Annotated in this window: 16 protein-coding genes; 11 read left to right on the plus strand and 5 right to left on the minus strand. The window is 63.1% G+C overall.

Annotation, left to right across the window (positions count from 1 at the left end; translation table 11 throughout):
• Window positions 1–3: 3 nt before the first annotated feature.
• The gene (gene moeB / locus ACOGJC_RS00270; protein ID WP_419846508.1) at window positions 4–1,167 is read right to left on the minus strand and encodes a molybdopterin-synthase adenylyltransferase MoeB; all 1,164 of its coding nucleotides are present in this window, start codon (window positions 1,165–1,167) and stop codon (window positions 4–6) included.
• Window positions 1,168–1,269: 102 nt separating this feature from the next.
• Window positions 1,270–2,043, minus strand: a complete 774-nt coding sequence (locus ACOGJC_RS00275; RefSeq protein WP_419846509.1) for an SIR2 family NAD-dependent protein deacylase — start codon at window positions 2,041–2,043, stop codon at window positions 1,270–1,272.
• 98 nt (window positions 2,044–2,141) lie between these two features.
• Here ACOGJC_RS00275 and ACOGJC_RS00280 point away from each other — a divergent pair, with 98 nt between their 5' ends.
• The 10 genes from ACOGJC_RS00280 to ACOGJC_RS00325 all read left to right on the plus strand — a co-directional run bounded on the left by ACOGJC_RS00280 (window position 2,142) and on the right by ACOGJC_RS00325 (window position 17,409).
• On the plus strand, window positions 2,142–2,567 hold the full coding sequence (locus tag ACOGJC_RS00280; protein ID WP_419846510.1) for a hypothetical protein: 426 nt from the start codon (window positions 2,142–2,144) through the stop codon (window positions 2,565–2,567).
• A 24-nt stretch (window positions 2,568–2,591) separates the two neighbouring features.
• Window positions 2,592–3,779, plus strand: coding sequence for a hypothetical protein (locus tag ACOGJC_RS00285; RefSeq protein ID WP_419846511.1), 1,188 nt, complete (start codon window positions 2,592–2,594; stop codon window positions 3,777–3,779).
• A gap of 40 nt (window positions 3,780–3,819) precedes the next feature.
• Window positions 3,820–4,317: a MauE/DoxX family redox-associated membrane protein gene (locus ACOGJC_RS00290; RefSeq protein ID WP_419846512.1), complete on the plus strand. Its 498-nt coding sequence runs from the start codon at window positions 3,820–3,822 to the stop codon at window positions 4,315–4,317.
• Between the two features lie 359 nt (window positions 4,318–4,676).
• Complete coding sequence (locus ACOGJC_RS00295; RefSeq protein ID WP_419846513.1) at window positions 4,677–7,838, plus strand: fibronectin type III domain-containing protein; 3,162 nt, start codon at window positions 4,677–4,679, stop codon at window positions 7,836–7,838.
• A gap of 72 nt (window positions 7,839–7,910) precedes the next feature.
• Window positions 7,911–8,528, plus strand: coding sequence for a hypothetical protein (locus ACOGJC_RS00300; RefSeq protein WP_419846514.1), 618 nt, complete (start codon window positions 7,911–7,913; stop codon window positions 8,526–8,528).
• Window positions 8,529–8,680: 152 nt separating this feature from the next.
• Window positions 8,681–10,945: a fibronectin type III domain-containing protein gene (locus ACOGJC_RS00305; RefSeq protein ID WP_419846515.1), complete on the plus strand. Its 2,265-nt coding sequence runs from the start codon at window positions 8,681–8,683 to the stop codon at window positions 10,943–10,945.
• A 29-nt stretch (window positions 10,946–10,974) separates the two neighbouring features.
• Window positions 10,975–12,210, plus strand: a complete 1,236-nt coding sequence (locus ACOGJC_RS00310) for a CAP domain-containing protein (RefSeq protein WP_419846516.1) — start codon at window positions 10,975–10,977, stop codon at window positions 12,208–12,210.
• Window positions 12,211–12,526: 316 nt separating this feature from the next.
• Window positions 12,527–15,403: an RTX toxin gene (locus ACOGJC_RS00315; RefSeq protein WP_419846517.1), complete on the plus strand. Its 2,877-nt coding sequence runs from the start codon at window positions 12,527–12,529 to the stop codon at window positions 15,401–15,403.
• 163 nt (window positions 15,404–15,566) lie between these two features.
• The gene (locus tag ACOGJC_RS00320) at window positions 15,567–16,538 is read left to right on the plus strand and encodes a nucleotidyltransferase domain-containing protein (protein WP_419846518.1); all 972 of its coding nucleotides are present in this window, start codon (window positions 15,567–15,569) and stop codon (window positions 16,536–16,538) included.
• A 151-nt stretch (window positions 16,539–16,689) separates the two neighbouring features.
• Window positions 16,690–17,409, plus strand: coding sequence for a Uma2 family endonuclease (locus tag ACOGJC_RS00325; protein WP_419848276.1), 720 nt, complete (start codon window positions 16,690–16,692; stop codon window positions 17,407–17,409).
• Window positions 17,410–17,434: 25 nt separating this feature from the next.
• On the opposite strand, the gene ACOGJC_RS00330 is transcribed toward ACOGJC_RS00325, so the two are convergent.
• Window positions 17,435–18,904 carry a leucyl aminopeptidase gene (locus tag ACOGJC_RS00330; protein ID WP_419846519.1) on the minus strand — a complete coding sequence of 490 codons (1,470 nt, stop codon included), beginning with the start codon at window positions 18,902–18,904 and terminating at the stop codon, window positions 17,435–17,437.
• 82 nt (window positions 18,905–18,986) lie between these two features.
• On the opposite strand from ACOGJC_RS00330, the gene metH reads away from it, so the two are divergent.
• The gene (metH, locus tag ACOGJC_RS00335; protein ID WP_419846520.1) at window positions 18,987–22,490 is read left to right on the plus strand and encodes a methionine synthase; all 3,504 of its coding nucleotides are present in this window, start codon (window positions 18,987–18,989) and stop codon (window positions 22,488–22,490) included.
• On the opposite strand, the gene ACOGJC_RS00340 is transcribed toward metH, so the two are convergent.
• A complete protein-coding gene (locus ACOGJC_RS00340; RefSeq protein WP_419846521.1) occupies window positions 22,487–23,344 on the minus strand; it encodes a hypothetical protein in 858 nt (285 codons plus the stop codon). The genes metH and ACOGJC_RS00340 overlap by 4 nt on opposite strands.
• A complete protein-coding gene (locus ACOGJC_RS00345; protein WP_419846522.1) occupies window positions 23,341–24,447 on the minus strand; it encodes a M24 family metallopeptidase in 1,107 nt (368 codons plus the stop codon). The genes ACOGJC_RS00340 and ACOGJC_RS00345 overlap by 4 nt, the downstream gene beginning before the upstream one ends.
• Between the last annotated feature and the right edge of the window lies 1 nt (window position 24,448).

Genomic DNA, 24,448 nt, shown 5'->3' on the forward strand with positions numbered 1-24,448 from the left:
CGGTTAGCCCATTGGAGCAGGGGCGCAGAGACCGTCGAGTTCCACCACCTGGATCTTGTCGCGGTTCTCCCAGGTGATGGGCTGGTCGGGATCAGGCCGCAGCTTGTACTCCCGGAACGACATCTCGCTGGCGTCGAAGGCCAGCAGCCGTCCCACCAGAGTGTCGCCGTGGCCCAAAATCAGCTTGATGGCCTCCAGGGCTTGGATCGACCCCACGATGCCGGGCAGCACGCCCAGCACCCCGGCCTCGGCGCAGCTCGGGGCCATCTCAGCGGGAGGCGGCTCGGGAATCATGTCCCGGTAGGTGGGGCCGCTGCGGGGATCGAAAACCGTGATTTGGCCCTCAAACCGGAAGATCGACCCGTGGACCACGGGGATGCCCAGCTTCACCGAGGCGTCGTTGAGCATGTAGCGCACCGGGAAGTTGTCGGCGCCGTCCACGATCACGTCGTAGTCCTTGATGATGTCCACGATGTTGTCGGCCCCCAGCCGCACGTCGTAGGTCACCACGTTCACATCGGGGTTCAGGGCGTTGAGCGTCTTTTTGGCCGAGTCCACCTTGCGTTCGCCCACCCGGTCGACGTTGTGCAGGATTTGGCGCTGGAGGTTGGAGGCGTCCACCACGTCCATGTCCACGATGCCCACGGTTCCCACCCCCGCGGCGGCCAAGTACAGGGCGGCGGGAGAGCCCAGCCCGCCGGCGCCCAGGCACAACACCTTGGCCTCCAGGAGTTTGAGTTGGCCCTCGGCGCCCACTTCAGGCAACAGCAGGTGGCGGTGGTAGCGGTTGCGCTGGTCGGGGGTGAGGGTCACCGGCAGGGCCCAATCCCGGCCCTCGTCCTTCCAGCGGTTGAACCCGCCGTCCATGGACACCACGTCGCCATAGCCCATTTCCTGGAGGGTCTGAGCGGCGAACGCCGAGCGCACCCCGCCGGCGCACATGACCACCACCGCGGCATCCTTGTCGGTGAGGCGGTTCTCCACGTTGGGCTCGAGGTTGCCCCGAGGGATGTGGACCGAACCCGGCACCGCCCCCTGCTCGAATTCGTCGGGCTCTCGCACGTCCAGCAGCACCGCTCCCTCGGCCAGCATCGCTTCGGCTCCCGCGGGGTCGGTCTCTCGGATTTCAGCTTTGGCTTCTCTCAGCAGATCTCTGAATGTGGGCATCGCTACGGTCACCTCGGTGTTGGCGGGACATCGGGTCAGGCAAAGGGAGGATTCCCCATAAATCCTACCGACTTAGTCCGATTTTACCAATCCCCGGCCGGTTCACGGAGCCACAATCAGCGGCAGCGCCTCGCTGATAGAGGCGGGCACCACCGCGGCAGCCAGACCGTCGAACGGGGTGGGCTCCGCGTTCACGATCACCACCGCCGCTCCGGCCTGGTGGGCGATGGGGACCACGTTGGCTATCGGGTACACGGTGAGGGTGGATCCCACCGCCAGCATCACATCGCAGTCCATGGCGGCCTGCTCCGACCGGTGCAAGTCGGCCATGACCAGGTTCTGGCCGAACGAGATGGTGGCCGATTTCAAGATGCCCCCGCACCGCCGACACGGCGGGTCGGCCTCCCCGGCCCTGACCCGTTCCAAGGCTCGCTCCATCGGGGCGGTGTCTCCGCAGTCCAAACAACGGACCTTGGACGTGGTGCCGTGAATCTCCACCAGCCGCCCCTCCGATGTGCCCGCCGCCCGGTGCAGGCCGTCCACGTTCTGGGTGATCAGCAGGTGCAGCTTCTCCTGGCGCTCGAGTTCCACCAGCGCCCGGTGGCCGGGGTTTGGTGCCTTGCCCTCCCACATCGACCCTTCGGCCAACCGCTGCCAGTTGCGCTGTCGCAGTTCGGGGTCGGACACATACGAAGACAACGTGGCCGTTTTCTCCGCCTCAGGGTTCTTGGTCCACAGCCCCTCCGGCCCCCGGAAATCAGGTATGCCGCTGTCGGTGGAGATCCCCGCACCGGTCAGCACCACTACCCGTTGCGCATCCCTCAGGACCGCCCTCGCCGCGGCGATCTCGCCGTCAAGTTCTTCGATTGGTCGCATAAATGGCCCTTGACAAGATTACACGAACATGCACAATATACACCTAAAGCTTCCCCTAAGTATCGAGTATGGCGAATGCCAGGAGAAACGATCTTTCCATGACTATCCCCGCTTTGCATTCTTCCCTTTGGATCGAGCCGTGGCGTGATCTGATCACCGAGGAGAAGGGGCATGACCCCCGCTCCAGATACGTGGAGCAATTCTGGCTGGGGGTGATCGGCCCGACTGCCGCTTGGCTCATGCGCCACGTGGCTCACGAGTTTGACAGATCACCTGACGGATTCGAGCTTCCCGTGACCGACATCGCATTGCAATTGGGGATCAGCCCCAAGGCCGGGCCTCGCGGCGGCCTCCATCGGACCCTGGACCGATTGGTGATGTTCCGCCTGGCGTCAGAGGGCCACGCCGGCTTCGCCATACGGCGTCGGCTGCCTCCGCTCAACCACGCCCAACTCCGCCGGTTGCCCCAACACCTCCAACGCTCCCACTCCTCCTACTACTCGCTGGCCGAGCCCGCAGCCTGAGGCCCAAGACGCTAGACATTGGTCGTGGACAACGAACTGAGAGCTTCCTGGGACCGGCTATGCGACACGCTAAAGCAGTCGGCCGACTACGTGTTCGACCCGGCACGGGGGGCGGATGCCTCTGAACAGGCTGAGGGCTTGCGCCACCACCTGAGGATGCTGTTTTGGGCCTATGACCGGATCGTGGAGAACAACGACCCCGAACACCCCGAGTTGGGCTGGGTGTACCCGTTCAAGGTGGGCCAGGACAATCCCGATGCCATGTACATGACCGCTCCGGTGGACCTGAGCCACACCTACCGCCTCACCGGCCGCATAGACACGCTGCGCTACCTGGGGGTGTCGCTGATGGACCACAGCTTCGGCCGGGGGCGCATCATCCAGCTCGTCGACGTCGGCAGCACAGATCTGACCGACATCGGCGATGGCCGCATAAACGTGATCTTCAGCCCCGACCCCGACCCCGGCGACCACATTGGCGACTGGTTCCAGGTGGAGCCGCGCGAGAGTCGGCTGTTCGTGCGCCAGTTCTTCTCCGACTGGGCTGCCGAGAGCCAAGCCGAGCTCCATTTCGAATGCCTCGACCCATCGGGTCCGCCCGCCCGGCTCGATCCGGTGCGGACCTGCGAGCTGCTCGACGAACTGGCCCGGGAAGTGGACACCGTGCCCAAGTTCTGGACCGAATTCGCCGGGGGCCAGCGCGACCGGGGCCAAATCAACTCTTTCGACCATGTTCCCCCTCACAAGGTGAGCCAGAGCGCCCAGGGAGGAAGCGAAAAGCAGTCCTACGGCCAGTGCTGGTACGAGGTGGCCCCCGACGAGGCGCTGCTCTTCGAGGTAACCCCGCCCGACTGCCTGTACTGGAACATCCAAGTGGGCGACACCTGGTATCAGAGCCTCGACTACATCAACCTGCCCACCACGATGAACGACTCCCAGGCCCGCCTCGACCCCGACGGCGTGCTCCGGGTGGTCATCTCCCACCAAGACCCCGGCATCCAGAACTGGATCGCCCTGGGCGGCTGCCCCCAGGGGGCCATCACCTACCGCTGGAACAACGCCGACAGCGCACCGGTGCCCACACTTCGGCTGATGCCTGTCTCCGAGATCGACGGCTGTCTCCACCCCGACACCCCCCGGCTCAGCTCTGATGATCGGGCCGCGCTCGATGCTGAGCGACGTCGCCACGCTTTGCGCCGCTTCACGCGATAGTTCCCTGGAGATGCCTCAGCCCGCGGAGACGAGATAGCTCATGGAATACGTGGCCGCGGTCTACCTGATGGCTGCGGTCTTGTTGGGCGCGGCGGGTGCATCCAAGGTCGTCACCCCTGAGCCGGCATCGGCCGCGCTGGCCCGACTCCAGCTCTACCACCGCCCATGGGCCGTGCGGGCCTTGGGACTGGTAGAGCTGGTGGTGGCGGTCAGCGCCTTCATCCTGGGAGGCATCGTCCCCGCCACCGCCCTCGCCGCCTTTTACGCCGCGTTCGCGGTGGTCGCCGCTGCCATGGTGCGCTCAGGATCAGCGGAACCCTGCGGTTGCTTCGGCCGGATCGAAATGCCAGCCACCAGGCGCCACTTGATTGTGAACATCCTGGCCGTGGTGGCCGGACTGGCAGCCGCCTCCTGGCCAGTCGAAGCCATCGACAAACTCTTCGACGGCCAAAAGTGGCTCCTCGCCCCCTTCACCGTTGTCGTGGTGGGAGGAGCCTACGGAGTGTTCGCCTGGCTCAGCCGGCCTGCTCCCAGTTGACCTATCGACACCACCCGATTCGCCCCTTCTTCAAGGCGGATACCGGACCTCAGAGACGACTCTCCCTCGATGGCGCGCCCGTAGGCAGACTCTCCTTTGGTGAAGACATAAGCCTTCCATAACGAGACATGAAGTTGCCTCAGAATGACTTTTGTACTGTAGGGTCACCGCGTGAGGTCTCCGTCCCCCCCCCCCCCCCCCCAATAACTGATCCAAGGACGAGACGCCACAGCCGAACATTCTCAATCCCCCTCCTGGTCCTCTGCCTGCTTGCCGCCGGACTCGTCACTGCTGCCACTTCGGCCAACGCCCTCCAAAACCAGCAGACCGAGTGGTACATCAACGACGATCCCTCTCTGTTGGGTCCGCAGGAGTCATGGTACGAAGGTGATGCGGGGCAAGGCTACGGAGCCAACAACTACCGGTGGACCTACGCCATTGGGGGTGAAGGGGGAATAGATAACTGGGCTATGTGGGATATGGGCGAACGCATTGGCAGGCAACAAGTAGCTGTCTATATCCCCGGAACAAAAGCTACTGCCACTGTTACGTACATAGTTATATTTGACGGAATTGGACAGTACTCGAGGAAGATTAGTCAGAAGCTCAACGCAGGACGATGGATAAACCTAGGAACGTGGGACTTCAACGGTAAAGATGTCGAGATCGTTGTCTACGACAATGGGGCAGTCCAGCACTGGCGAACAGACGGACTAGAAAATAGCAGGATTGGGGTAGACGCAATGACGATGCGATGCGTCGCCAATTGCGCCACGACGACACCAACGCCAGACCCAACACCAGAGCCGACGCCGACGGTCCAACAACTCGGCAGAGTGACCGGCTTGGAATACAGCAGAAGCGACAGCCGGATCACGTGGAATCCCTTGAACGGCGCAACAGCCTACGACGTTGAATGGCGACAGGCTGGGGAAGATCATATTAGAAGGCCAGTGCTATGCGCTCGCGCTGATGGAACTTTGTTCGGGTCTCGGTGTGGGCTTCAGATCACCCCTGTTGTCTCAAAGGACCTTCAGTTCCGTGTTCGGGGGAAAAACAACAGCGGCACCAACTTGGGCCCTTGGACAAGCTGGGAGACGGTACGCGGCGTCGATGAGCAACCGAAACCTCCACAAGGCCGCGCCACAGGACTGACCTATCACTCAGGACGAATCAACTGGCAGGGATTATCAGATGCCACGGCGTACGACGTGGAGTGGAGAAATGCAGGAGAACGAACAACGAGACAGGAGGTAACCTGCTCCTCTTCCTGCTACCTGAACATTACTCGTGCCCGACATTTGGAGTTGCGGTTTCGCGTAAGGGCCAAGAACAGCGGCGGTACTGGCCAATGGACAGGATGGACAATTTCACCTGCCGAAGTCACGTCTCCGAGCAGTCCGCTCAATCTTCAGGTTCGTGCTACTAAGGCGTCCGACGGGGGGAATCGTGTTGTTGCCTCGTGGTCGCCGCCTTCGAGCAACGGCGGATCGCCGATCACTGGCTACACCATTACGTTCTCCAGGCCGGGCAATAGCAATGTCGCAACCCGGACCCTTTCGGCCTCTCAGCGCTCCCTCGCCCTCATCAGAGCGTTCGACAACACCACATACACCGTCACCGTCACAGCTACTAACGCCTTCGGAGCAAGCACCGCAGCCATAAACACCGTCACCACACCAAGACCTGCCGGTACTGTGCCGTCGGAGCCGCAGAATGTTCGGATTCGGGTCGTTCCGCAGTCGGACGGGACGAACAGCGTTATAGCGTCGTGGTCGCCCCCCTCAAACAATGGCGGCTCGCCGATCACCGGCTACAAGGTCACCATCTCCAGGCCAGGAAGCAACTTCGGCGGACCCCGCAATTTCTCCGCCAGCACGCGAACCCGGACAGTCAACAGAGCATACGACAACACCACGTACACAATTCAGGTCGCGGCACGAAACGCGATCGGCACAGGCTCCGAAGTCACCCGCTCAGTCACCACTCCAAGACCCTCCGGAACCGTTCCGTCGCCGCCGCGGAGCCTACAGGTCCGTACTGCCAAGTTGGGAGACGGGAGGAATCGCATTGTCGCAGCGTGGTCGCCGCCCTCGTACGATGGCGGTTCGCCTATCACCGGTTACACCATCACCTTCTCCCGGCCGGGCAACAGCAACGTCGCAACCCGCAACCTACCGGCAACACAGCTCCACCTCGGCTTCAACGGAGCGCTCGACAACACCACCTACACCGCCATCGTTACCGCCACTAACGCCATCGGAACGAGCGCCGCAATCACCAACACCGTCACTACACGAGGACCAACGTCAACGCCTAACGAGGATTCAAGAGAAATAGAGGATCTTACCTACACACATGGACCCTACCTTGAGCAAGGCCGATTTAGAGTCGTCAATTTGAGATGGGATGAGGTACCCGGTGCGACATCTTATGAATATAGGTGGAATTATCCTTATCCTCATATAAAGGGGGGCTCTGGTGATGCGGATGCATCATGCACAAACAATATCTGTGCTGCGGAGTTCTGGCGCAACCCCGATAACCAGCAGGTGAAAATCGGCGTCCGAGCAAAAATAGGTACTCGGTTTGGTCCTTGGTCGTCATGGATAACTATTGGCAGCCAGTGCCCAAGCGGAGGAAAGTATGAGCATGTGGACGATAGAGGGGCCAATAATAAAAATGTAGCGTTGAAGACTTTTGCGTGGGATTTCGTGGATGAAACGAAGACGGTCACCAGCGAGATAGTGATCAAAGAGGGGTCAGAAGGAGGCCAAGCTAGGCATCACAATTCTCTCTCGCAAGATGGGTGTTCGTGGGTCATGAAGGGATCTAGAATCTTTGATGACGCTAAAGTCTATGAAAATGCATTACTCATCAACAACGCAACCGCAAAAGATAATGCAAGGGTCTATGGAAATGCAATCGTGAATAATGCGACAGTCAGTGGAGATGCAAGAGTTTACGGCAGTGCGGAAATCTGGGATGGGGCGGTGATAAAGGGATCCGCCGATGTTTCAGGTACTTTCAAGCTCAAAGGAGGGGAAATTTCGGAGGGTAAATTCGATGGGTTCGAAGAAAATCTCCGGGCACTTGAGGACATTTACAGGGCTTTATATAGAGAGGTATTCACACATCTAAAGGAATGCCCGAACAATCGTAACAGTTCTAATGTTGAAGTGCATGCACAAGTTAAGGTACTTATCGATCTGTCTGGACAGAAAAATACAGTGGACAATAAAATTGAAGCAGCGCGGCTTCAGGATTGTGTGAATCGAGATCTGATTGGAAGAGCGATGTTAGCTGTTATTCCAGGTTGGACCAGTTACATCCCATACGGCGGTTCGGATGCAATTGCACTGGCGCAATTGACCGAAATCGCTCAAGATTTGCACACGACCGAACGTCTACTTGAAGCGATGAGAGTGCTCCGAAAACTCTACACTGAGATATCTAAGGACGTTATGTGTAAAAGAGACTGTGAAATTAGATTGAATACACTTCTGATTTCCAATTACTGAAGTCTGGCTGCTTCGTTGGGATCCCAAGAAAGAATCGCCAGTCTTTGGTGTGTTCGGCCAAAGGAGAAATGAATGAGAAAACCCAAGTTGACACTCTCGGTAGTGTCATTAGCACTTGTGGCTTTAATGGGTTTGGGCACCGCCGCTGCTCAGGGTGGGTCCGAACCAGATGTCGAGGAGGAGCCTATCCAGGAGGAGCCCGTCGAAGACATCGAGGAGGAGCCCGCCCAGGAGGAGCGCGTCGAAGACATCGAGGACGTCGAGGAGGATTCGACGGGTGACGGGTTGCCTACAGACATCGAGGCGGCGGCTCGGTGCTCGGCGCACCATGGATTCGGTGCGCAGGCGGTGGATGTTGCAAAGACTGCCGACAAATCGATAGTGCTGGCACAAGCCCGCTGGGGCTACAGCCCCGAGCACGGCATCTGCTATCTCGTGCTTGACGACGCGGCGACTCAACTTCTGCGGAACAATGCAGGTCGGATACCCTCCCCAACCCTGACACCCGACCCGGGTGCGGCGGCTCGGTGTTCTGGCCACCATGGGTTTGGTGCGGAGCCGGTGGACATTGCGAAGACAGCCGACAAATCAGTGGTGCTGGCGCAGGTCTATTGGGGGTATAGCGCCCAGCACGGTATCTGTTATCTCGTGCTCGACGACGCAGCCCTGGGTGTATTGCGGAGAGCGTAGCCACATCATTCCGCGACGGAGTGCTGCCTCCTAGAGCAGAGCTTTTATCGATGCGGTCTCGGGTGTCAAAAGGTCCTGGGCGCGAGTCAGTTCGCCATGTCCGAGTTAGCTACTGCGGGCTCGGAGGCGGAACTCTCACGGCGATACTCGCGGTGCTATTGCTGGTTTCCGGGCTTGGTCTTGCTATGGCAGCGCCTGCGGGGGCACAGATTGATTCGAGCGCGGCAGCTCGGTGTTCTGGGCACCATGGGTTTGGTGCTGAGCCGGTGGATATTGCCAAGACGGCCGACAATTCTGTGGTCTTGGCGCAGGCCCGCTGGGGCTACAGCCCAGAGCACGGAATCTGCTACCTCGTCCTCGACGATGCAGTGGTTCAAGTGTTGCGGGACAACGCGGATCGGATGCCCGACCCAATGTTGGGGCCCGACCCGAGCGCGGCTGCTCGGTGTTCTGGGCACCATGGGTTTGGTGCGCAGCCGGTGGATATTGCCAAGACGGCCGACAATTCTGTGGTGCTGGCGCAGGCCCATTGGGGCTACAGCGCCCAGCACGGCATCTGCTACCTCGTCCTCGACGACGCAGCCCTGAGTGTATTGCGGGACAGCCCAGTCGCAGCGTTCAGCGACGGAGTGCTGCCACCTACCGCGGAGCTTTCATCGACGAGTTCTCAGGTATCGGAAGATCCTGAGCGCCAGGCAATCCGCCACGTCCGAGTTGACTATTGCGGGCCCAGCACGGGTTCCAGAGCCTACAGCGCGTCGGACCTTCGCCGCGAGGTGATGGAACTGCAAACCCATGTCGATGGCTTCATCGAGCGGCAGTCAGGCTATGACGAGGACGCGGGCAATATTCGTCGAACAAGGCTCGTGTTCGAGACTGGCTACCTTCTGCATCCCGCCGTTGACTGGGGCAGCCAGTCGATAGCCGATTGGTACAACCAATATCTCGATGCCTATGAAAGCAGCCGGAAATATTCTGACCCTTGCCGAGAGGAAGCAGCGGCAACGGGCCAAGAGAATGAGGACGTCTATCCTGACGTGTTGATATTGGCCGATGTGGATGCGACCGACATCGTCGGATATGCCCGCCAGGGTAGAGGGCCGGCGTTGGTGGCGGCAAGAAACCAGCATCCTGGAGGCGAGGCAGACTACTTGGAGACCGTGGCTCATGAAATCGGCCACGCGTTCTACGACCTATCTCACCCATGGGCAGATTTGTTCGGGCACAGCGATCCCAATGACCTCAGCCCCAGCGAAGTGCAGAAATATCTCCACGAGCACGTGGATGAAGCACAGTCGTTGATGAGCTACTACTACATCCAAGGCGAGTCCACAGGAAAGCGCCGTGACATCCGGGCGAGCGCCCCGAACGACGACCGGGCCTACATCGCCTGCTACCAGCGGCGTGCTGCCGGTTGGACGGTCGGCTCCGGCTGCGAGTTCCCCGTTTTGACCCCAGAGACTCCCGACCCGCCGACGGTCGTGCCTGGTGACCGGCAGATCACCGTGTATTGGAAGGCCCCGAACGAAAGAGGGGCGGCAATCACCGAATACCACCTGCAATACCAGAGGGAAACCAGCACCAATTGGATTGACGTGGACTGGGAATGGGAGAGCGGCACCCCGCTGCAAACAACAATCGGCGGATTGGACAACGGAACGACCTATTTCGTGAGGATCCAAGCCGAGAACCGAGTGGGAAAGAGCGCGTTCTTCTCCGCTGCGGCCTCTGGAACCCCCCAAATCGGGCGGCCACCCACTGTGACACTCACTGTGGGAACCAGCGCACAGGGCGCTCGGGGCGCTGACGGCACTTGCAGCAGTGTTCATTGCCGCTGGCTAAACGTCGAGATCGAGAACTTCGGCCCGGGGCCCCACACGCTCGCATGTGCCCATAGAGGAATTGAGTCCGCCGGTATTCCTGGTGGCGTTTACCACTCCGATGTTGTCTCTGAATGGCCCGCAACCCGAAGCTGCCTATTCGGCTATCCGGGAAGCGAAGTGTTCGTCATTGTCGGCGCTGAGCGCCGGGGTGGCTTGTGGCACGGGGGCGTCTACTCGAACGTCATCACCTGGCCTCATGGCGGAGGCACCGACAACCAGGGCACCGATGGCGAGCCGACGGTCAGGCTGTCCAAAGGACGGAATGCCCAAGGTGTGCATTCTGGCTGCACCAGTGCGAACTGCCATTTTATGCGGGTAGAGATCGTCGACTTTGCCCCTGGTACCTACAACGTGCTGTGCGCGCATCACGGTGTGCCAAGCCACTCGTACTCGCCCGGCGTCTGGGAAAGATATTCCACATCCGAGAAGGTGTCTGAATACTGCATATGGGGATTCACCGATCGGGTGTACGTGATAGTGGAGAACCCAACAACTGGAGTACGTGTGCGCTCCAACGACGCCCAATGGCCATAGGCCGTCACAGGCCTGCTCTTGAGCGCCAAATGAAGACGAAGCAAGGCCGCGGCACCCGCAGGGCTATTGCGTCCTTGGTGGTGGCTGCGTGCTTGATTCTCTCGGTGCTCACCGCCAACGCCGGGGCGCAGCCCCAGGCCAACGGGGCACCCTCACTGGGCGACATCGCATTGCGCGATGAGTTGATCGCCGCCCAAGAATCCTTGCTTAACACCTACCGATGCCAGTTCGACATCGACAGCCACATAGTTCCAGGCGGATGCCTCAACAGTGCGCCCTCGCAGGGGCCGGTTCAGCCCGGGCGATTCTCGGGTACGCCAACCGCCGCCGATTTGGCCAGCCGAGATGACCTCATCGCGGCGCAAGAGGCCCTATTGAACACCTATCGGTGTCGGTTCGGTGTGGACACCCAGATTGTTCCCTACGACTGTGCTACAGGACGCCCGCTTGATCCTTTTGATCAGCTCAGAGCGCGGCTTGAGGCGCTGACGATTGACGCTATGAACGAGATCCGGCGTCCGGCGACGTCGTTGCCGATTCTCAGATCAAGCGAAGAGCTGTCTGCGATTGCCGAGGCTCACGCGCAGGCCATGGCCGACACTCAGAGTTTTCGGACCTGGTTCGATTTCTGGGAGTACTTGGAGCCCGGCTGGGATTTCTGGAGTATCGGCAGATCGGTGAGCATCACCGGCGACATCTACGATCCGCAAGCCCCTGCCGAACTAAGCGCCGCCCTCTTGGGCGAGGAAGGGTCGCGGCTTCCGGCATGCGCGGTGTGCACCCATTTGGCCACCGGTGTCGCGACCGGCGCCGACGGGACTTCCTATGTCACGGTGATGATGGCCGGTCGCGACACCGGACGACAGCTAACCAAGGCCGAAATGGCGGCTGCCGAATCAGAAATGGCCAATTTGGTGAACGAACTGCGTACCAGTCTCGGGCTGAACAGGCTGATTTACGACCCCGGTGTGGCGGCCGCGGCCCGCCGGTGGTCACAGATTATGGGCTCTGCTTTCGATTTCAACCACAACCCGCTCGCCGGCGTCGACTATCCGACCGGGTATCGGTTCAACGGCGAGACCATCGCCGCCAACAAGCTCACCACCACAACCTCCGACGCAGTGCGCCAGTCCTTTGGGGACTGGGTCAACAGCCCAGGACACTTCGCCGCCATGGTCGACCCGGATTCCACCCACTTCGGCATCGGAATCGCCCTCAAGGGCGGATGGCTCTGGATGACCCAGAACTTCGCCATCTACCCGTGATCTCTGGTCTCGGATGCTTCCAAGATCAACTCAACCAAGGCATCGGCCCTTCGCTGCCCCGGCGTGCGCGGGGCTCTGGGGTCTTCGTCTCGCCACAATTCGTACTCTTTGCCCTGCCACAACTGTTGGCAGATCAAGATGGGCTGTCTAGAAGGCCGAGCCAAAGGCTCGCAGTCCGGTGCATAGGCCGACATGTCAAGTGGGTGGGCACCTGGTTGACGCGCACCAGATAGGTGTACTGGGCAGTCCCGGGGGTAGCTTGGTCGCCATGTTTGTGTCAGGTTGTAAGCGGTTGGGACGAGTGTCCCGCGGTGGGATGGCTGTCTTGGCGGTGTTGAGCTTGCTGGCGACCACGCTGGTGACGTCGGCGGCTGTGGCCCAAGGCGATATCCAGCAGGGTGTGGCGCAGCAGTGCTTTGAGCACCATGGTTTCGGCGCGCAACCCGTGGATGTAGCCAAGACCGCGGATGGCCAGACCGTGCTGGCGCAGACCAGATGGAACTGGCACGATGCCATCGGCTGCTATCTCACTCTCAATGACGAGGCGATTTCGGTCCTGCGGACCGCCCCTGTGCCCCAAAGTTTGCCTGCCGTGGAAACAGCGGCTTCGCAGCGGTGCTCTGGGGAGCACAAGTTTGGCCAACTACCCGTGGACGTGGCCAAGACCGCGGATGGCCAGACCGTGCTGGCCCGCCTCAGTTGGGGTTACCACCAATCTATTGGCTGCTACCTCACCCTCGATGACACTGCACTAGCCACGCTGCGAGCCAATGCGGCCAGCCCAACAACCCCGACCCCGCCTCGCACGTTTACCGCAATTGCCGCGGGCTGGGACTTCTCGTGCGGACTCAGAACCGACAGCACCATCGCCTGCTGGGGTTCCAATCGCAACGGGAAATCTGACCCACCGTCAGGGCAGTTCAGCACCATTTCCACCGGCACCCGGCACTCGTGCGGTCTGAGAACCGACGGCGCCATCGTCTGCTGGGGCCAAGACGGGGGATCCGGCCAGACGGAGGCGCCCGAGGGCCGCTTCGCCGGTGTCGCCGCGGGCGGCGGGTTCTCGTGCGGCCTCAGAACCGACGGCACCGCCCAGTGCTGGGGCGTCAACCACGTCGGCCAGCTGGACGCGCCCGACACCAAGTTCACCGCCATTTCCAGCGGCAGCAACCATACGTGCGGCTTGCGGGCAGACGAAACCATCGAATGCTGGGGCACCAACAGCAACGGTCAACTTAACGCGCCCGACGGCCAGTACACCGCGATCACAGCTGGTGGCGACCATTCGTGTGCGGTCAGCGTCACACAGACGGTGGAGTGCTGGGGCAGCAACGAGCTGATTGTCCCCTCCGGCGGCCTTCCGTGGGGGTCCCGCGCCATCCCCGGCGGGCAGGTGATCGCGCTGGAAGGCCAGTACATCGCCGTCGCAGCCGGTCTTGGGCACACGTGTGCGATCAGGGCTGACCACACGGCTGTGTGCTGGGGCGACGACCGAGAACGCCAGTCGAGGCCAACCGGCGGACGGTTCACGGCAGTCGCCGCGGGCTACGAGCACTCCTGCGCGATCAGGGTCGATCAGACGGTCGCCTGCTGGGGCAATAACGACCATAGACAAACAGGCGCGCCAGCCGTCCCTTTCACCGCAGCCGCTGTGAGTTCAGGCGGAGACCATGCATGTGCACTGAGCGAGAGCGGCAGCCTCCGATGCTGGGGTGACGGTAGCCAAGGACAGCTCGACGTGCCCGAAGGCCAATTCAGGGCGGTCTCAGCCGGCGGGCAGCACACCTGCGCAGTGCGAAGCGACCGCACCCTCGCCTGCTGGGGCAACGGCGAATATACCGGAGCGACTGATGCCCCTGCGGGCCAGTTCTCCACCGTCACGTCCGGCGGTTTTCACTCATGCGGGTTGCGGACCGACGGTACTGCAATTTGCTGGGGCGCCAACTACACAGGCTGGGGAGAAACGCCTGGCGGGGCCTTCATTGCGATAGACACCGGTGCCTACACCTGCGGCATCAGACCCGACCAGACCGCCGAGTGCTGGTCGACGCTCCTCGCTGTTGACCGTCCCGGGGGGGATGTTCCCGAGGGCGCCTTTGTCTCCATCGCACCCGGTTTGAACTATACCTGTGGCATACGACCCGGCGGCACCGCTGTTTGCTGGGGCAGCAACCAATACGGAATTCTGAATGTGCCTGACGGAAAGTACACCGCCATCGATGCGGGCTCAAGGTACGCGTGCGGCTTGCGAACCGAGGGCAGCGTCATCTGCTGGGGCGGCCACCTATCCTACGAACCGATCGTCTACGACGGGCAGTACACAGCCATCGATTTCGGCGGCGCATTGTGCGCGTTGCGAACCGACCGCAGGATCGTGTGCTGGGGAAGCAGCGCCGTAGCATTGGACTACCCCGGAAAGGAGTCCAACGCTGTGGCCGTCTCAGCGGGCCAAGACCACGTGTGCGCGCTGCTCAGCGATACCCGCACCGTCGAGTGCTGGGGCGACAACGCCAGCAGGGAACTGGAGGCAACGGGCGGATCGTTCACGGCGGTCTCTTCGGGCGACAGTTTCTCGTGCGGTCTCAGACGCAACGGAACAGTTAACTGCTGGGGACGGAACCATCAGGGACAGTTGGATGCGCCCGATGAGCCATTCACCGCAATCTCCTCCGGTGGCAGCTCCTCCTGCGGCCTCAGAGCCGACGGGACGGTCGCCTGCTGGGGACATAGCGGGTACGGACCACCGCCCGAAGGAGCGTTCACCTTGGTCTCGGTCGGCAGTTCTGCTTGCGGTCTCAGAGGCGACGGCACCGTGGAGTGCTGGGGATGGGGATACAACTATGGGCGGGGCGATATACCCGACGGGCATTTTACCGCCGTCTCCGTAGGCGACAAACACGCATGCGGGCTGAGGCTCGACGGAACCGTCGATTGCTGGAACAGCAGATACGGCAGAGGCGCCAAGGCGAATCTGCCCTCCGGGGCCTTCACCGCCATCTCATCAGGCATCTCTCACAATTGCGGAATCAGGGTAGACGGAACCGTCGATTGCTGGGGAAGCAACGAGTATGGCGAGAGCGATGCGCCCGACGGCGTGTTCACCGCCGTCTCAGCCAGCAACTACTTCTCCTGCGGGCTGCGGGCTAGCGGCACCGTCGAATGCTGGGGCCAGTACGCTAACAAGACAGCCTAGATAGAGTTGAACTGGGGGGCGCTCAACGGGGGTGGCATCGATGGATAACTCGCTCAGCTAACTTCTTGGCCGACTCAGTCATCCGAGTTAATGTTGGTGGCGCGGCAAATAAGCAGGGGAAATTCGTCGCAGGAAACTGGGTGTTGCTGGGTAGGCTGCTGGCATGGGCACCCGAGCGCTGGCGGCGGCTAGACCGGTTCCGACGTTGGAGGATGCTCGGCGGGCGGCGGATTCGGTTGCTGATTTGGATCCAGGCATGGTGCTGTTGTTCGGGTCGGTGGCCCGCGGCGACCCGCATCCGGGGTCGGACTTGGACTTGTGCCTGGTGTTCGACGATCTGGGCGACTACTCCGAACGCCGAAACCTCGTGGCTGACGCCCGCCGCCGTATCCGCGATGCCACTGGTATCCCCGCTGATGTGAAGGTGACCGACCGCGCCGAGTGGCGAAAAAGGTCGGTAGGGTGCAAATCGAGCATTGAGCGGCATATCGCGAGCCATGCCGTTCAGTTGGCTGGCAGACCTCCGGCGCGCCCCATCGATTACGCCAAGGAGATCGGGATGGCGCCCAGCGACGCCGCCCAAGCCGCAGGAGCGCTCACCAGCACGCTGAAAGGTCTATACAGCTTGAACGCCCGCCTGCCGGCCGACGAGACCGAGCGCGAGGCCCGCGATCCGGTGCGTGCCTCCCGCATTAGGCAGGCGAGGATGCTGGACATCTGCGTCTTGGCCCAGACGGTGATGGAAACGGCGTTGAAGGCGCTCATCCACGCGTTGGAGGGAGACCACCCCGACCGGACCCACGACATCGGCGGCCTGATTGGCGATGCGGCCACCGCCGGGTTGAGCGGCGAGCAGGCCAGGAAGCTGCGCGAAGCGATGGGCCCGGTGACGGGCAAGCAGGCCTCGGTGTGGCGAGAAACCAGCACCTACCTCGGCGACACCTATGTCCCGGGCAACCCCGAAGACGCCACCCCGCGCTTCGCCACCCAAATGGCCACCGCCGCGGTCCGCGTCGCCCAAGAATGCGCCCGCTTGGTTGACCTCGAGCTGGGAACCGAGACAGACAACAGCGCCTGTATAAAAGAACTGGCCGCCGAAGTGTTAGCCCGCATTCCCCGCATCGATCCCTCCTAGCCCGCTCAGAAACTGGTCGGGGTGTCCAAGCGCAAGCACGCAGGCACTGCAAATGTACATGTATTGCATGTCATTTCATACATATTTGGTTGTACGTCTAACAGGTCCGAAGTAGTGTGGGCGACGTGTTCAGAAAGTCGCTCCGGTGAGCATGTTGGCGGCCCGCCAACCGGGAGCCGAGGTCTACTATCCGGAAGGACCGCGGGTGCCCGAAGGCGACATGCAAACCCGCCGCCGCATGGAGCTGGTCGTGGCTTTGCGGGGTTGGCTGGCCGAACACCACCCCGACGCCTGGGTGTGTAGCGACATCAACATCTACTACCAACAGGGCGACCCACGGGTCGTCGTAGCCCCCGACGTGGCGGTCGCGTTCGGCGTCAACACCGCCGCCGTTGAGAACAAGGGCACTTACAAGGTGTGGGAGGCCGGCGCCGTTCCGGCGTTCGCGCTGGAGATTGCCTCGCCCACCACCCACAAGAGAGACCTGCACGAAAAGCCCGCCACATTCGCCGACCTCGGCGTCGCGGAGTACTGGCGGCTTGACCCCACGGGCGGTGAACTCCTCGGCACCCCCTTGGCTGGCGAACGTCGGCGAATGGGCCGTTGGGAACCCATCGCCGTCACCGCTGAGACACCCAGCAGCAACGGAGTCCAGCTCAGAGGCCACAGCGATGCCCTGGGCCTCGACCTGTGCTGGGCGCCTCCCAAACTCCGCCTCTACCACCCCGCCATCGGCACCTGGCTGCGAGACCATGAAGACGAAGCCGCCCGGGCCAACTCTGCCGAGGCTCGGGCCAAAGCCGCCGAGGCTCGGGCCAAAGCCGCCGAGGCTGAACTCGCCTCCTTGCGCGCCCGCCTCGACCCCTCCTAGCCCGCTCAGAGTTAGGGCACCAGGCTCAGTCGTCCTCCGAGGCTGAGGGCGGCTCGAAGTTGACTAGGGCGTCGAGGAGCATTCGCACGCCGAAGCCGGTGCCGCCTTTGGTGGTTTCGCCGTCTTCGGCGTCGGTGAAGGCGGGGCCGGCGATGTCTAGGTGGGCCCAGGGGATGCCCTCCTCCACGAAGTTGGACAAAAACAGGCCGGCGGTGAGCGCTCCGCCGTGGGGGCCGCCGATGTTCTTCATGTCGGCCACCGGCGAGTCGAGCTGGGCCTTGTAGTCGTCGGGCAGCGGGAGCCGCCACACCCGTTCGCCGGTGCGCTCAGCGGCATCGGCCAGCTGGTCGACCCATGCCTCGTTGTTGCCCATAAGGCCGGCCACCTTGGGGCCCAGCGCCACCATGCACGCTCCGGTCAGGGTGGCCAGATCCACAATGGCATCGGGCTCGGCCCGACAGGCCAGCGAAAGTGCGTCGGCCAGCACCAGGCGGCCCTCGGCGTCGGTGTTGAGCACCTCTACCGTCTTGCCGTTGGCCATGGTGAGCACGTCGCCGGGCCGGGTGGCGTCGCCCCCCAGCATGTTGTCGGTCATCGGCACATAGCCGGTGACCTTCACCGGAGGGGCCACCGCGGCGATGGCGGCCATCACGCCCAGAACCGCCGCTCCCCCACTCATGTCGCACTTCATCGTCATCATCCCGGTGCCGGTCTTGATCGACAGGCCACCGGAGTCGAAGGTGATGCCCTTGCCTACCAGCGCCACCGACCCCCGGCACTCGGCCTCCGGGTCGGGGGCATACGACACCTCTACAAACCGGGGAGGCTGGTCCGATCCCCGATTCACCCCCAGCAGTCCTCCCAACTCGGCCTCGCGGATGGCGTCCAAGTCGAGAACGGTGATCTCCAGGCCCTCACGCTCAGCCATCTCCTCGGCGAGCTCGGCGAAGCGGATGGGGGTGAGCGATCCGCCGGGCTCATTCACCAGGTCGCGCACAAAGCACACCGCCTCGGCCACCCGCTGGCCTTGTTCCAGCGCCTCGGTCACCGCCCGGCCCCCTGGGCCGATCACATGCACGTTCTCCAGCTTGTTGGGCTTGTGCTCCGACTTGAAGTCGCCGTAGGAGTAGGCCCCCAGCGTCATGCCCTCGGCCAGGGCCCGCAGCGCCTCGGCGCGGTCGACGCTGTCGGGCACGGCGTCGAGTATCGACACCGTGATGCGCTTCATCCGCTTGGCCGACCGGGCCAGCGATGCAGCCGCCCGACGTATCACCGCGGCGGTGACCTTGTCGGCTGGTCCCAGCCCGACCACCGCAATCGGGCGGTCTTGTCCCGACACGATCTCCACCTGACCGGGATTGGCCTCGAATCCCCGGCCGTCGAGCACCCCCCAGTCCAACCCGTCGGGCCGCTGGGCGTCGCCCCCTGAACACACCCCCACTGCGTGCAGCTCGGCGCTGGCCGGGATTTTTCTGCCGGTTCGAAACGCGATCACCAGGTCTCCTCGGTTTGATTCAAGCCCCAGCGATGTTATCTGGCAGCAAATCTCGGCCCCATGCCAAGTAGCCTCGCTTCTTATGGGTTCGTATTCGGAGGCGGCACGCGAGCGCGTCCTCATCTACGACGGCGCCTTCGGAACCTATGTGCAAGAACAGCCCCTGGGAGCAGACGATTTCGGCGGCCCCGACTTGGAAGGCTGCAACGAGCTCTTGTGTTTGACTCGGCCCGACCTCATCGCTGAAATGCACGACCTCTATCTGGGCATCGGCGTAGACGCGGTAGAAACCGCCACCTTTGGGGCGTTTGCCGTGCCTCTGGCCGAGTACGGCATCGCCGATCAGGCCTATGAGATCAACCTGGCCGCAGCCCGCATCGCCAAAGAGGTGGCCCACGGTTACGCAACTGGCGGACAGCCCCGGTGGGTGGCCGGTTCGGTGGGACCGGGCACCAAGCTGGCCTCGCTGGGCCAGATCCGCTACGCCGAGCTGCGGGACGCCTTCGAAGTCCAAGCCCGGGGCCTGCTGGAAGGCGGCGTCGATCTGTTGATGATCGAGACCCAATACGACCTCCTGGGGGCCAAGGCGGCCATCAACGGATGCCGTCGGGCCATGGCTGCGGTGGGCCGAGAGGTGCCGTTGCAAGTGCAGGTAACCATCGAGATGACCGGGCGAATGCTGCCCGGCACAGAGATCGGTGCCGCGCTGGCCGCGCTGGCCCCCCTGGGTCCGGCCGTGTTCGGACTGAACTGCGCCACCGGCCCAGCCGAGATGGGCGAGCACTTGCGGGTTCTCTCGGAGCAGTGTCCGGTACCGGTGGCCTGCATTCCCAACGCCGGACTCCCCCAAGTGGTGGATGGTTGCATGCACTACGACGTGGGGCCCGACGAACTGGCCGACTACCTGGCCCGCTATATAACCGAGCTGGGAGTGTCGGTGATCGGCGGGTGCTGCGGTACCGCCACCGAGCACCTCCAGGCGGTGATCGACCGCTGTGCCGATCTCGTGCCCGGCCCCCGACTCGGCCAGCTTCCCCCTGCGGCCACCTCCATCTACACCGCGGTGCCATTTGCCCAGGACACGTCGTTTCTCATTGTGGGCGAGCGCACCAACGCCAACGGGTCGCGCAAGTTCCGCGACGCCATGCTGGAGGGCGACTGGGACGGCTGCCTCCAGATCGCCCGCGACCAGGTGGGCGAGGGCGCCCACCTGCTGGACCTATGCGTGGACTATGTGGGCCGCGACGGCACTGCCGACATGGACGAACTCGCCCGACGGTTCGCCACCGGAGTGGCCGCCCCCCTGGTGCTCGACTCCACCGAGCCCGACGTTATGCAGGCGGGGCTGGAGTGGATCGGCGGTCGGGCGGTGCTCAACTCGGCCAATTTGGAAGACGGCGAGGCTGAGGGGTCGCGCCTCGACCGGGTGCTGTCGCTGGCCCGGGAGTTCGGCGCCGCGGTGGTGTGCCTGCTCATCGACGAGGAGGGCCAAGCCCGCGACCTGGAGTGGAAGATGCGGGTGGCCCATCGCCTCTATCGCCTGGCCACAGAACGCTACGGGCTGGCGCCCTCCGATCTGATCTTCGATGCCCTGACCTTCCCTCTCTCGACAGGCGACGACGACCTGCGCAAAGACGGCCTGGCCACCATCGAGGCCATCCGACGCATCAAGGCCGAGCTGCCGGGGGCCTACACCACGCTGGGAGTGTCCAATGTCTCGTTCGGGTTGAAGCCCGCGGCCCGCCACGTGCTCAATTCCATGTTCTTGCACGAGTGCTTGGAAGCCGGCCTCGACTCGGCCATTGTCCACGCCGGGCGAATCATCCCGCTGAACCGGGTGGACCCCCACCACCGGGACGTGTGCCTTGACTTGATCTACGACCGGCGAGGCACAGCCGGGAATGCCTCAGACGGCCGGGACGACTACGACCCGCTGACCGACCTCCTGGCCGCGTTCGAGAACGTGACCGCCACTGCGGCTGTGAAAGAGGATCGCTCCGGGTGGCCAGTGGAACAGCGCCTGGAACGGCGCATCATCGACGGCGAGCGAGATGGGCTGGAGGCCGATCTGGACGAGGCGTTGGCCAGTACCCCGGCGCTGGACATCGTCAACAACACGCTGCTGGCGGGGATGAAGGTGGTGGGCGAGCTGTTCGCCTCTGGTGAGATGCAGCTTCCGTTCGTGCTCCAGTCGGCTGAGACCATGAAGACCGCGGTTTCGTATCTGGAGCCTCACATGGAGAAGGCCGACGACACCGGTGGCAAGGGCCGGATTGTGCTGGCCACCGTAAAGGGCGACGTCCACGACATCGGCAAGAACCTGGTGGACATCATCTTGACCAACAACGGTTACGACGTTCACAACCTGGGTATCAAGGTGTCGATCGCCGAGATGATCGATCGGGCCCTGGAGGTGGATGCCCACGCCATCGGCATGAGCGGGCTGCTGGTGAAGAGCACCCTGATCATGCGGGACAACCTCGAGGAGCTGAACACCCGCGACCTCCACCACCTGCCGGTGTTGCTCGGTGGGGCAGCCCTGACCCGCACCTACGTGGAGCGCGACATGCGGGAGACCTACCAGGGTCGGGTGTTCTACGGCAAGGACGCCTTCGAGGGCTTGGCGGTGATGGACCGTCTGGGCGAGCTGCGCCGCACCGGGGTCGACGACCCCGAGTTCGGGCGCCGTCCCGGAGGACGCGACCTGCCCCGCCGTCCTCGTCGAGACGCGTCCGGTGCGGTGCCTGCCGACCTGCCCGAACGAGCCCCGTCAGTGGAAACCGACAATCCCGTATTCAAGCCACCATTTGTTGGATCCCGGGTGGTCAAGGGCATTCCCGTGGCCGACATCGCCGAGTACGTGAACGAGACCGCCCTGTTCCGCAATCAATGGCAGTTCCGCCCCGTCGACGGCGAGGACGATGCCGCATTCAAGGAGCGCATCCGCCCCACCATGCGCGAGCAGCTCACGTCGGCCATGGCTCAGGGCCTGCTGGTGCCCCAGGTGGTGTACGGCTACTTCCCCGTGAGCGGGAGCGGTAACGACCTGGTGGTGTGGGACAGCCCCGATCGAACCACCGAGGTCTGCCGCTTCCGGTATCCCCGCCAGCCCAAAGACCCGTACTTGTGCATCGCCGACTTCTTCCGGCCGGCCGACGGCGAAGAGGTGGATTACGCCGCCTTCCACATCGTCACCATGGGGGCCGAGGTGTCGAAGGCGGCCGCCAAGCTGTTCGCCGACAACCGCTATCAGGACTACCTGCTGCTGCACGGCCTCGGCGTGGAGATGGCCGAGGCGCTGGCCGAGCACTGGCATCACCGCATTCGCACCGAATGGGGCTTCGTCGACGAGGACGGCCCAACTCTCATTGGACTGTTCCGCCAGCAATACCGGGGCGGCCGCTACTCCTGGGGCTACCCCGCCTGCCCCGACCTAGAGGACAACCTCACCGTGGCCCAGCTCCTCGAAGCCGAGCGCCTCGGCATCCAGGTCGGCGAGGAGACCAGCTTCCAATACCAACCCGAGCAAACCACCTCCGCCCTAATCTGCCACCACCCCCAAGCCAAATACTTCGTCGCCCGCTAAGTGGTATCCAGCAGCACCCGGGCCACTAGATCCATCCCGAATCCGGTCAGGATCCCCAGATACAGCAGACCCGTCGCCGCCATCACCGCAGAATAGAACCGCTCCCGCAAGGCGGCCCGAGCCAGCACGACCAGCCCCGCGGTCGTCACCACGCACGCCACCCAGAACCAGCCCAACAGCCCGTTGTATCCGTCGTCGATGCTCCCGCTGAGCACCGAGGCCATACCGGTGGGCCACAGCATCACCACCAACTCGGGTAGCCACAACAGTCCGGTCCAGCGAACCAGCTCCAGTAACGACCCTCGGGCGAGGCCCGGCTGTACGAGATACCAGTGGCCCAAAAGCATGGCGTCGGTGACCGCTCCCAAAAAGAACGCCCCTATCACGGTCCGGGCCACCGCCAGCGCGGCTGGGTCGCCCGCATCGAGTCCTCCGGCTACCACCCCGATCAATCCCACTACCGGAGCAATCAAATCCAGCACCGGGGGAAACTCAGGCCGGGTTCGGTCGAAACGCTGCTCGGCCCGGTCGATCCCCGTCATGGCCGCTACCTCAGCGCTGCGCCGCTCCACCTTCTCGCGCTGACCGCTCACACCCGCCTTGCGCCGGATGACTGACACCAACAAGGCCAGGCCAGCAGCCGCCGCGGTCGCTACCGCGGTCCAGTCCCTCAGTGCCAACGGATCGGTGGCAAATCCCAACCAAGCTCCTCCGGCGGCCACGAGTCCGAAGGTGCTGCGCATCAGCCACCCGTAACCCAGCCCAGCCTCCCGCCGGCGGGTGGTGAGCCAGGTAAACGCCAGTCCGCCGACAGCCAGTTGCAGCAGGAGCGTGGCCGGCTGAAGCTCGATCACGCGTCGATTACGGCCAGGCGGTGATCGGTGGTGGTCAGGTTGTCGGGGCCGTCGGTGGCGGCCACCACGATGTCCTCCAGGCGCAGACCCCATTTCCCGGGCAAGTAGATGCCGGGCTCAATGGAGAAGGCGTGGCCAGGACGCAATTCCTGGGTGTTGCCCTCCACGATGTAGGGGTCTTCGTGGGCCTCGGTGCCGATCCCGTGGCCGGTGCGGTGGATGAAGTAGTCGCCGTACCCGGCCTCGGCGATCATGGCCCTCCCCACCCGGTCGACCGACTCGCAACTGTTTCCGACCACCGCGGCGGCCACTTGGGCCGCTTGAGCCTCGAACAACACGTCGTAGGCCTCGACCAGATCAGCAGGCGGTTCGCCCAAATGCACACACCGGGTGATGTCAGAGCAATAGCCCACTCCGTTGGCATCCATCATCGTCCCCCCGATGTCACACAACACGACTTCTCCGGGTTTGATCACCCTCTCCCCGGCCTCGTGGTGGGGGCTGGCCGCGTTCTCCCCCGCAGCCACGATGGCGAAGTTCACCCGTTGATGACCCTCGGCCAGCAGTCGACGACCGAGCTCAGCCGATAACTCGGCCTCGGTCTTGCCGACCAGCTCAATGTTCCCTGATCGGAGGTCGACCGCAACCCGGTCGGCGGCGGCGGCCGCGGCCCGCAGCGACTCAACCTCGGCGGCATCTTTGACCTGTCGAATCGGACTGGTCAGCTCCGATGCCCGGCGGAACTCCACCGATGGCAGCACCCTCATCAGATCTACCAGGAACCCGGCCCAGGTATGGTCGCCGATGGCCGCCACCGATGCCGGCCCGATGAGCGAGCGGGCTAGTTCGATGGGGTCTTCGGTCTCATCCCACGCTACGACTTTGAACACATCGGGCCGCTCCACCACCCGGGGGGCCTCCAGCCGGGGGACGATCAGCCGGGCATCGCCGTCGCGGGGCACCACCAGCATGGTCAGCCGCTCCATAGGCATGGCCTCGTAGCCGCAGAAGTAGGGCAGATCTGCCCCCACCGACAGCAACAGGACGTCCACCTGTTGTTCGGCCATGAGGCCCCGCACACGGTCGATTCGCTGACTGAACATC

It is taken from the genome of Candidatus Poriferisocius sp. (assembly GCF_965204015.1).
In the GTDB taxonomy this organism is placed as follows: domain Bacteria; phylum Actinomycetota; class Acidimicrobiia; order Acidimicrobiales; family Bin134; genus Poriferisocius.

Coding starts and splice junctions, on each gene's coding strand:
- ACOGJC_RS00290 (WP_419846512.1), top strand. CDS start 3,820: ATGGAATACGTGGCCGCGGTCTACCTGATGGCTGCGGTCTTGTTGGGC.
- ACOGJC_RS00310 (WP_419846516.1), top strand. CDS start 10,975: ATGAAGACGAAGCAAGGCCGCGGCACCCGCAGGGCTATTGCGTCCTTG.
- ACOGJC_RS00345 (WP_419846522.1), bottom strand. CDS start 24,447: ATGTTCAGTCAGCGAATCGACCGTGTGCGGGGCCTCATGGCCGAACAA.
- ACOGJC_RS00280 (WP_419846510.1), top strand. CDS start 2,142: ATGACTATCCCCGCTTTGCATTCTTCCCTTTGGATCGAGCCGTGGCGT.
- ACOGJC_RS00275 (WP_419846509.1), bottom strand. CDS start 2,043: ATGCGACCAATCGAAGAACTTGACGGCGAGATCGCCGCGGCGAGGGCG.
- ACOGJC_RS00320 (WP_419846518.1), top strand. CDS start 15,567: ATGGGCACCCGAGCGCTGGCGGCGGCTAGACCGGTTCCGACGTTGGAG.
- ACOGJC_RS00325 (WP_419848276.1), top strand. CDS start 16,690: ATGTTGGCGGCCCGCCAACCGGGAGCCGAGGTCTACTATCCGGAAGGA.
- ACOGJC_RS00300 (WP_419846514.1), top strand. CDS start 7,911: ATGAGAAAACCCAAGTTGACACTCTCGGTAGTGTCATTAGCACTTGTG.
- ACOGJC_RS00315 (WP_419846517.1), top strand. CDS start 12,527: ATGGCTGTCTTGGCGGTGTTGAGCTTGCTGGCGACCACGCTGGTGACG.
- moeB (WP_419846508.1), bottom strand. CDS start 1,167: ATGCCCACATTCAGAGATCTGCTGAGAGAAGCCAAAGCTGAAATCCGA.
- metH (WP_419846520.1), top strand. CDS start 18,987: ATGGGTTCGTATTCGGAGGCGGCACGCGAGCGCGTCCTCATCTACGAC.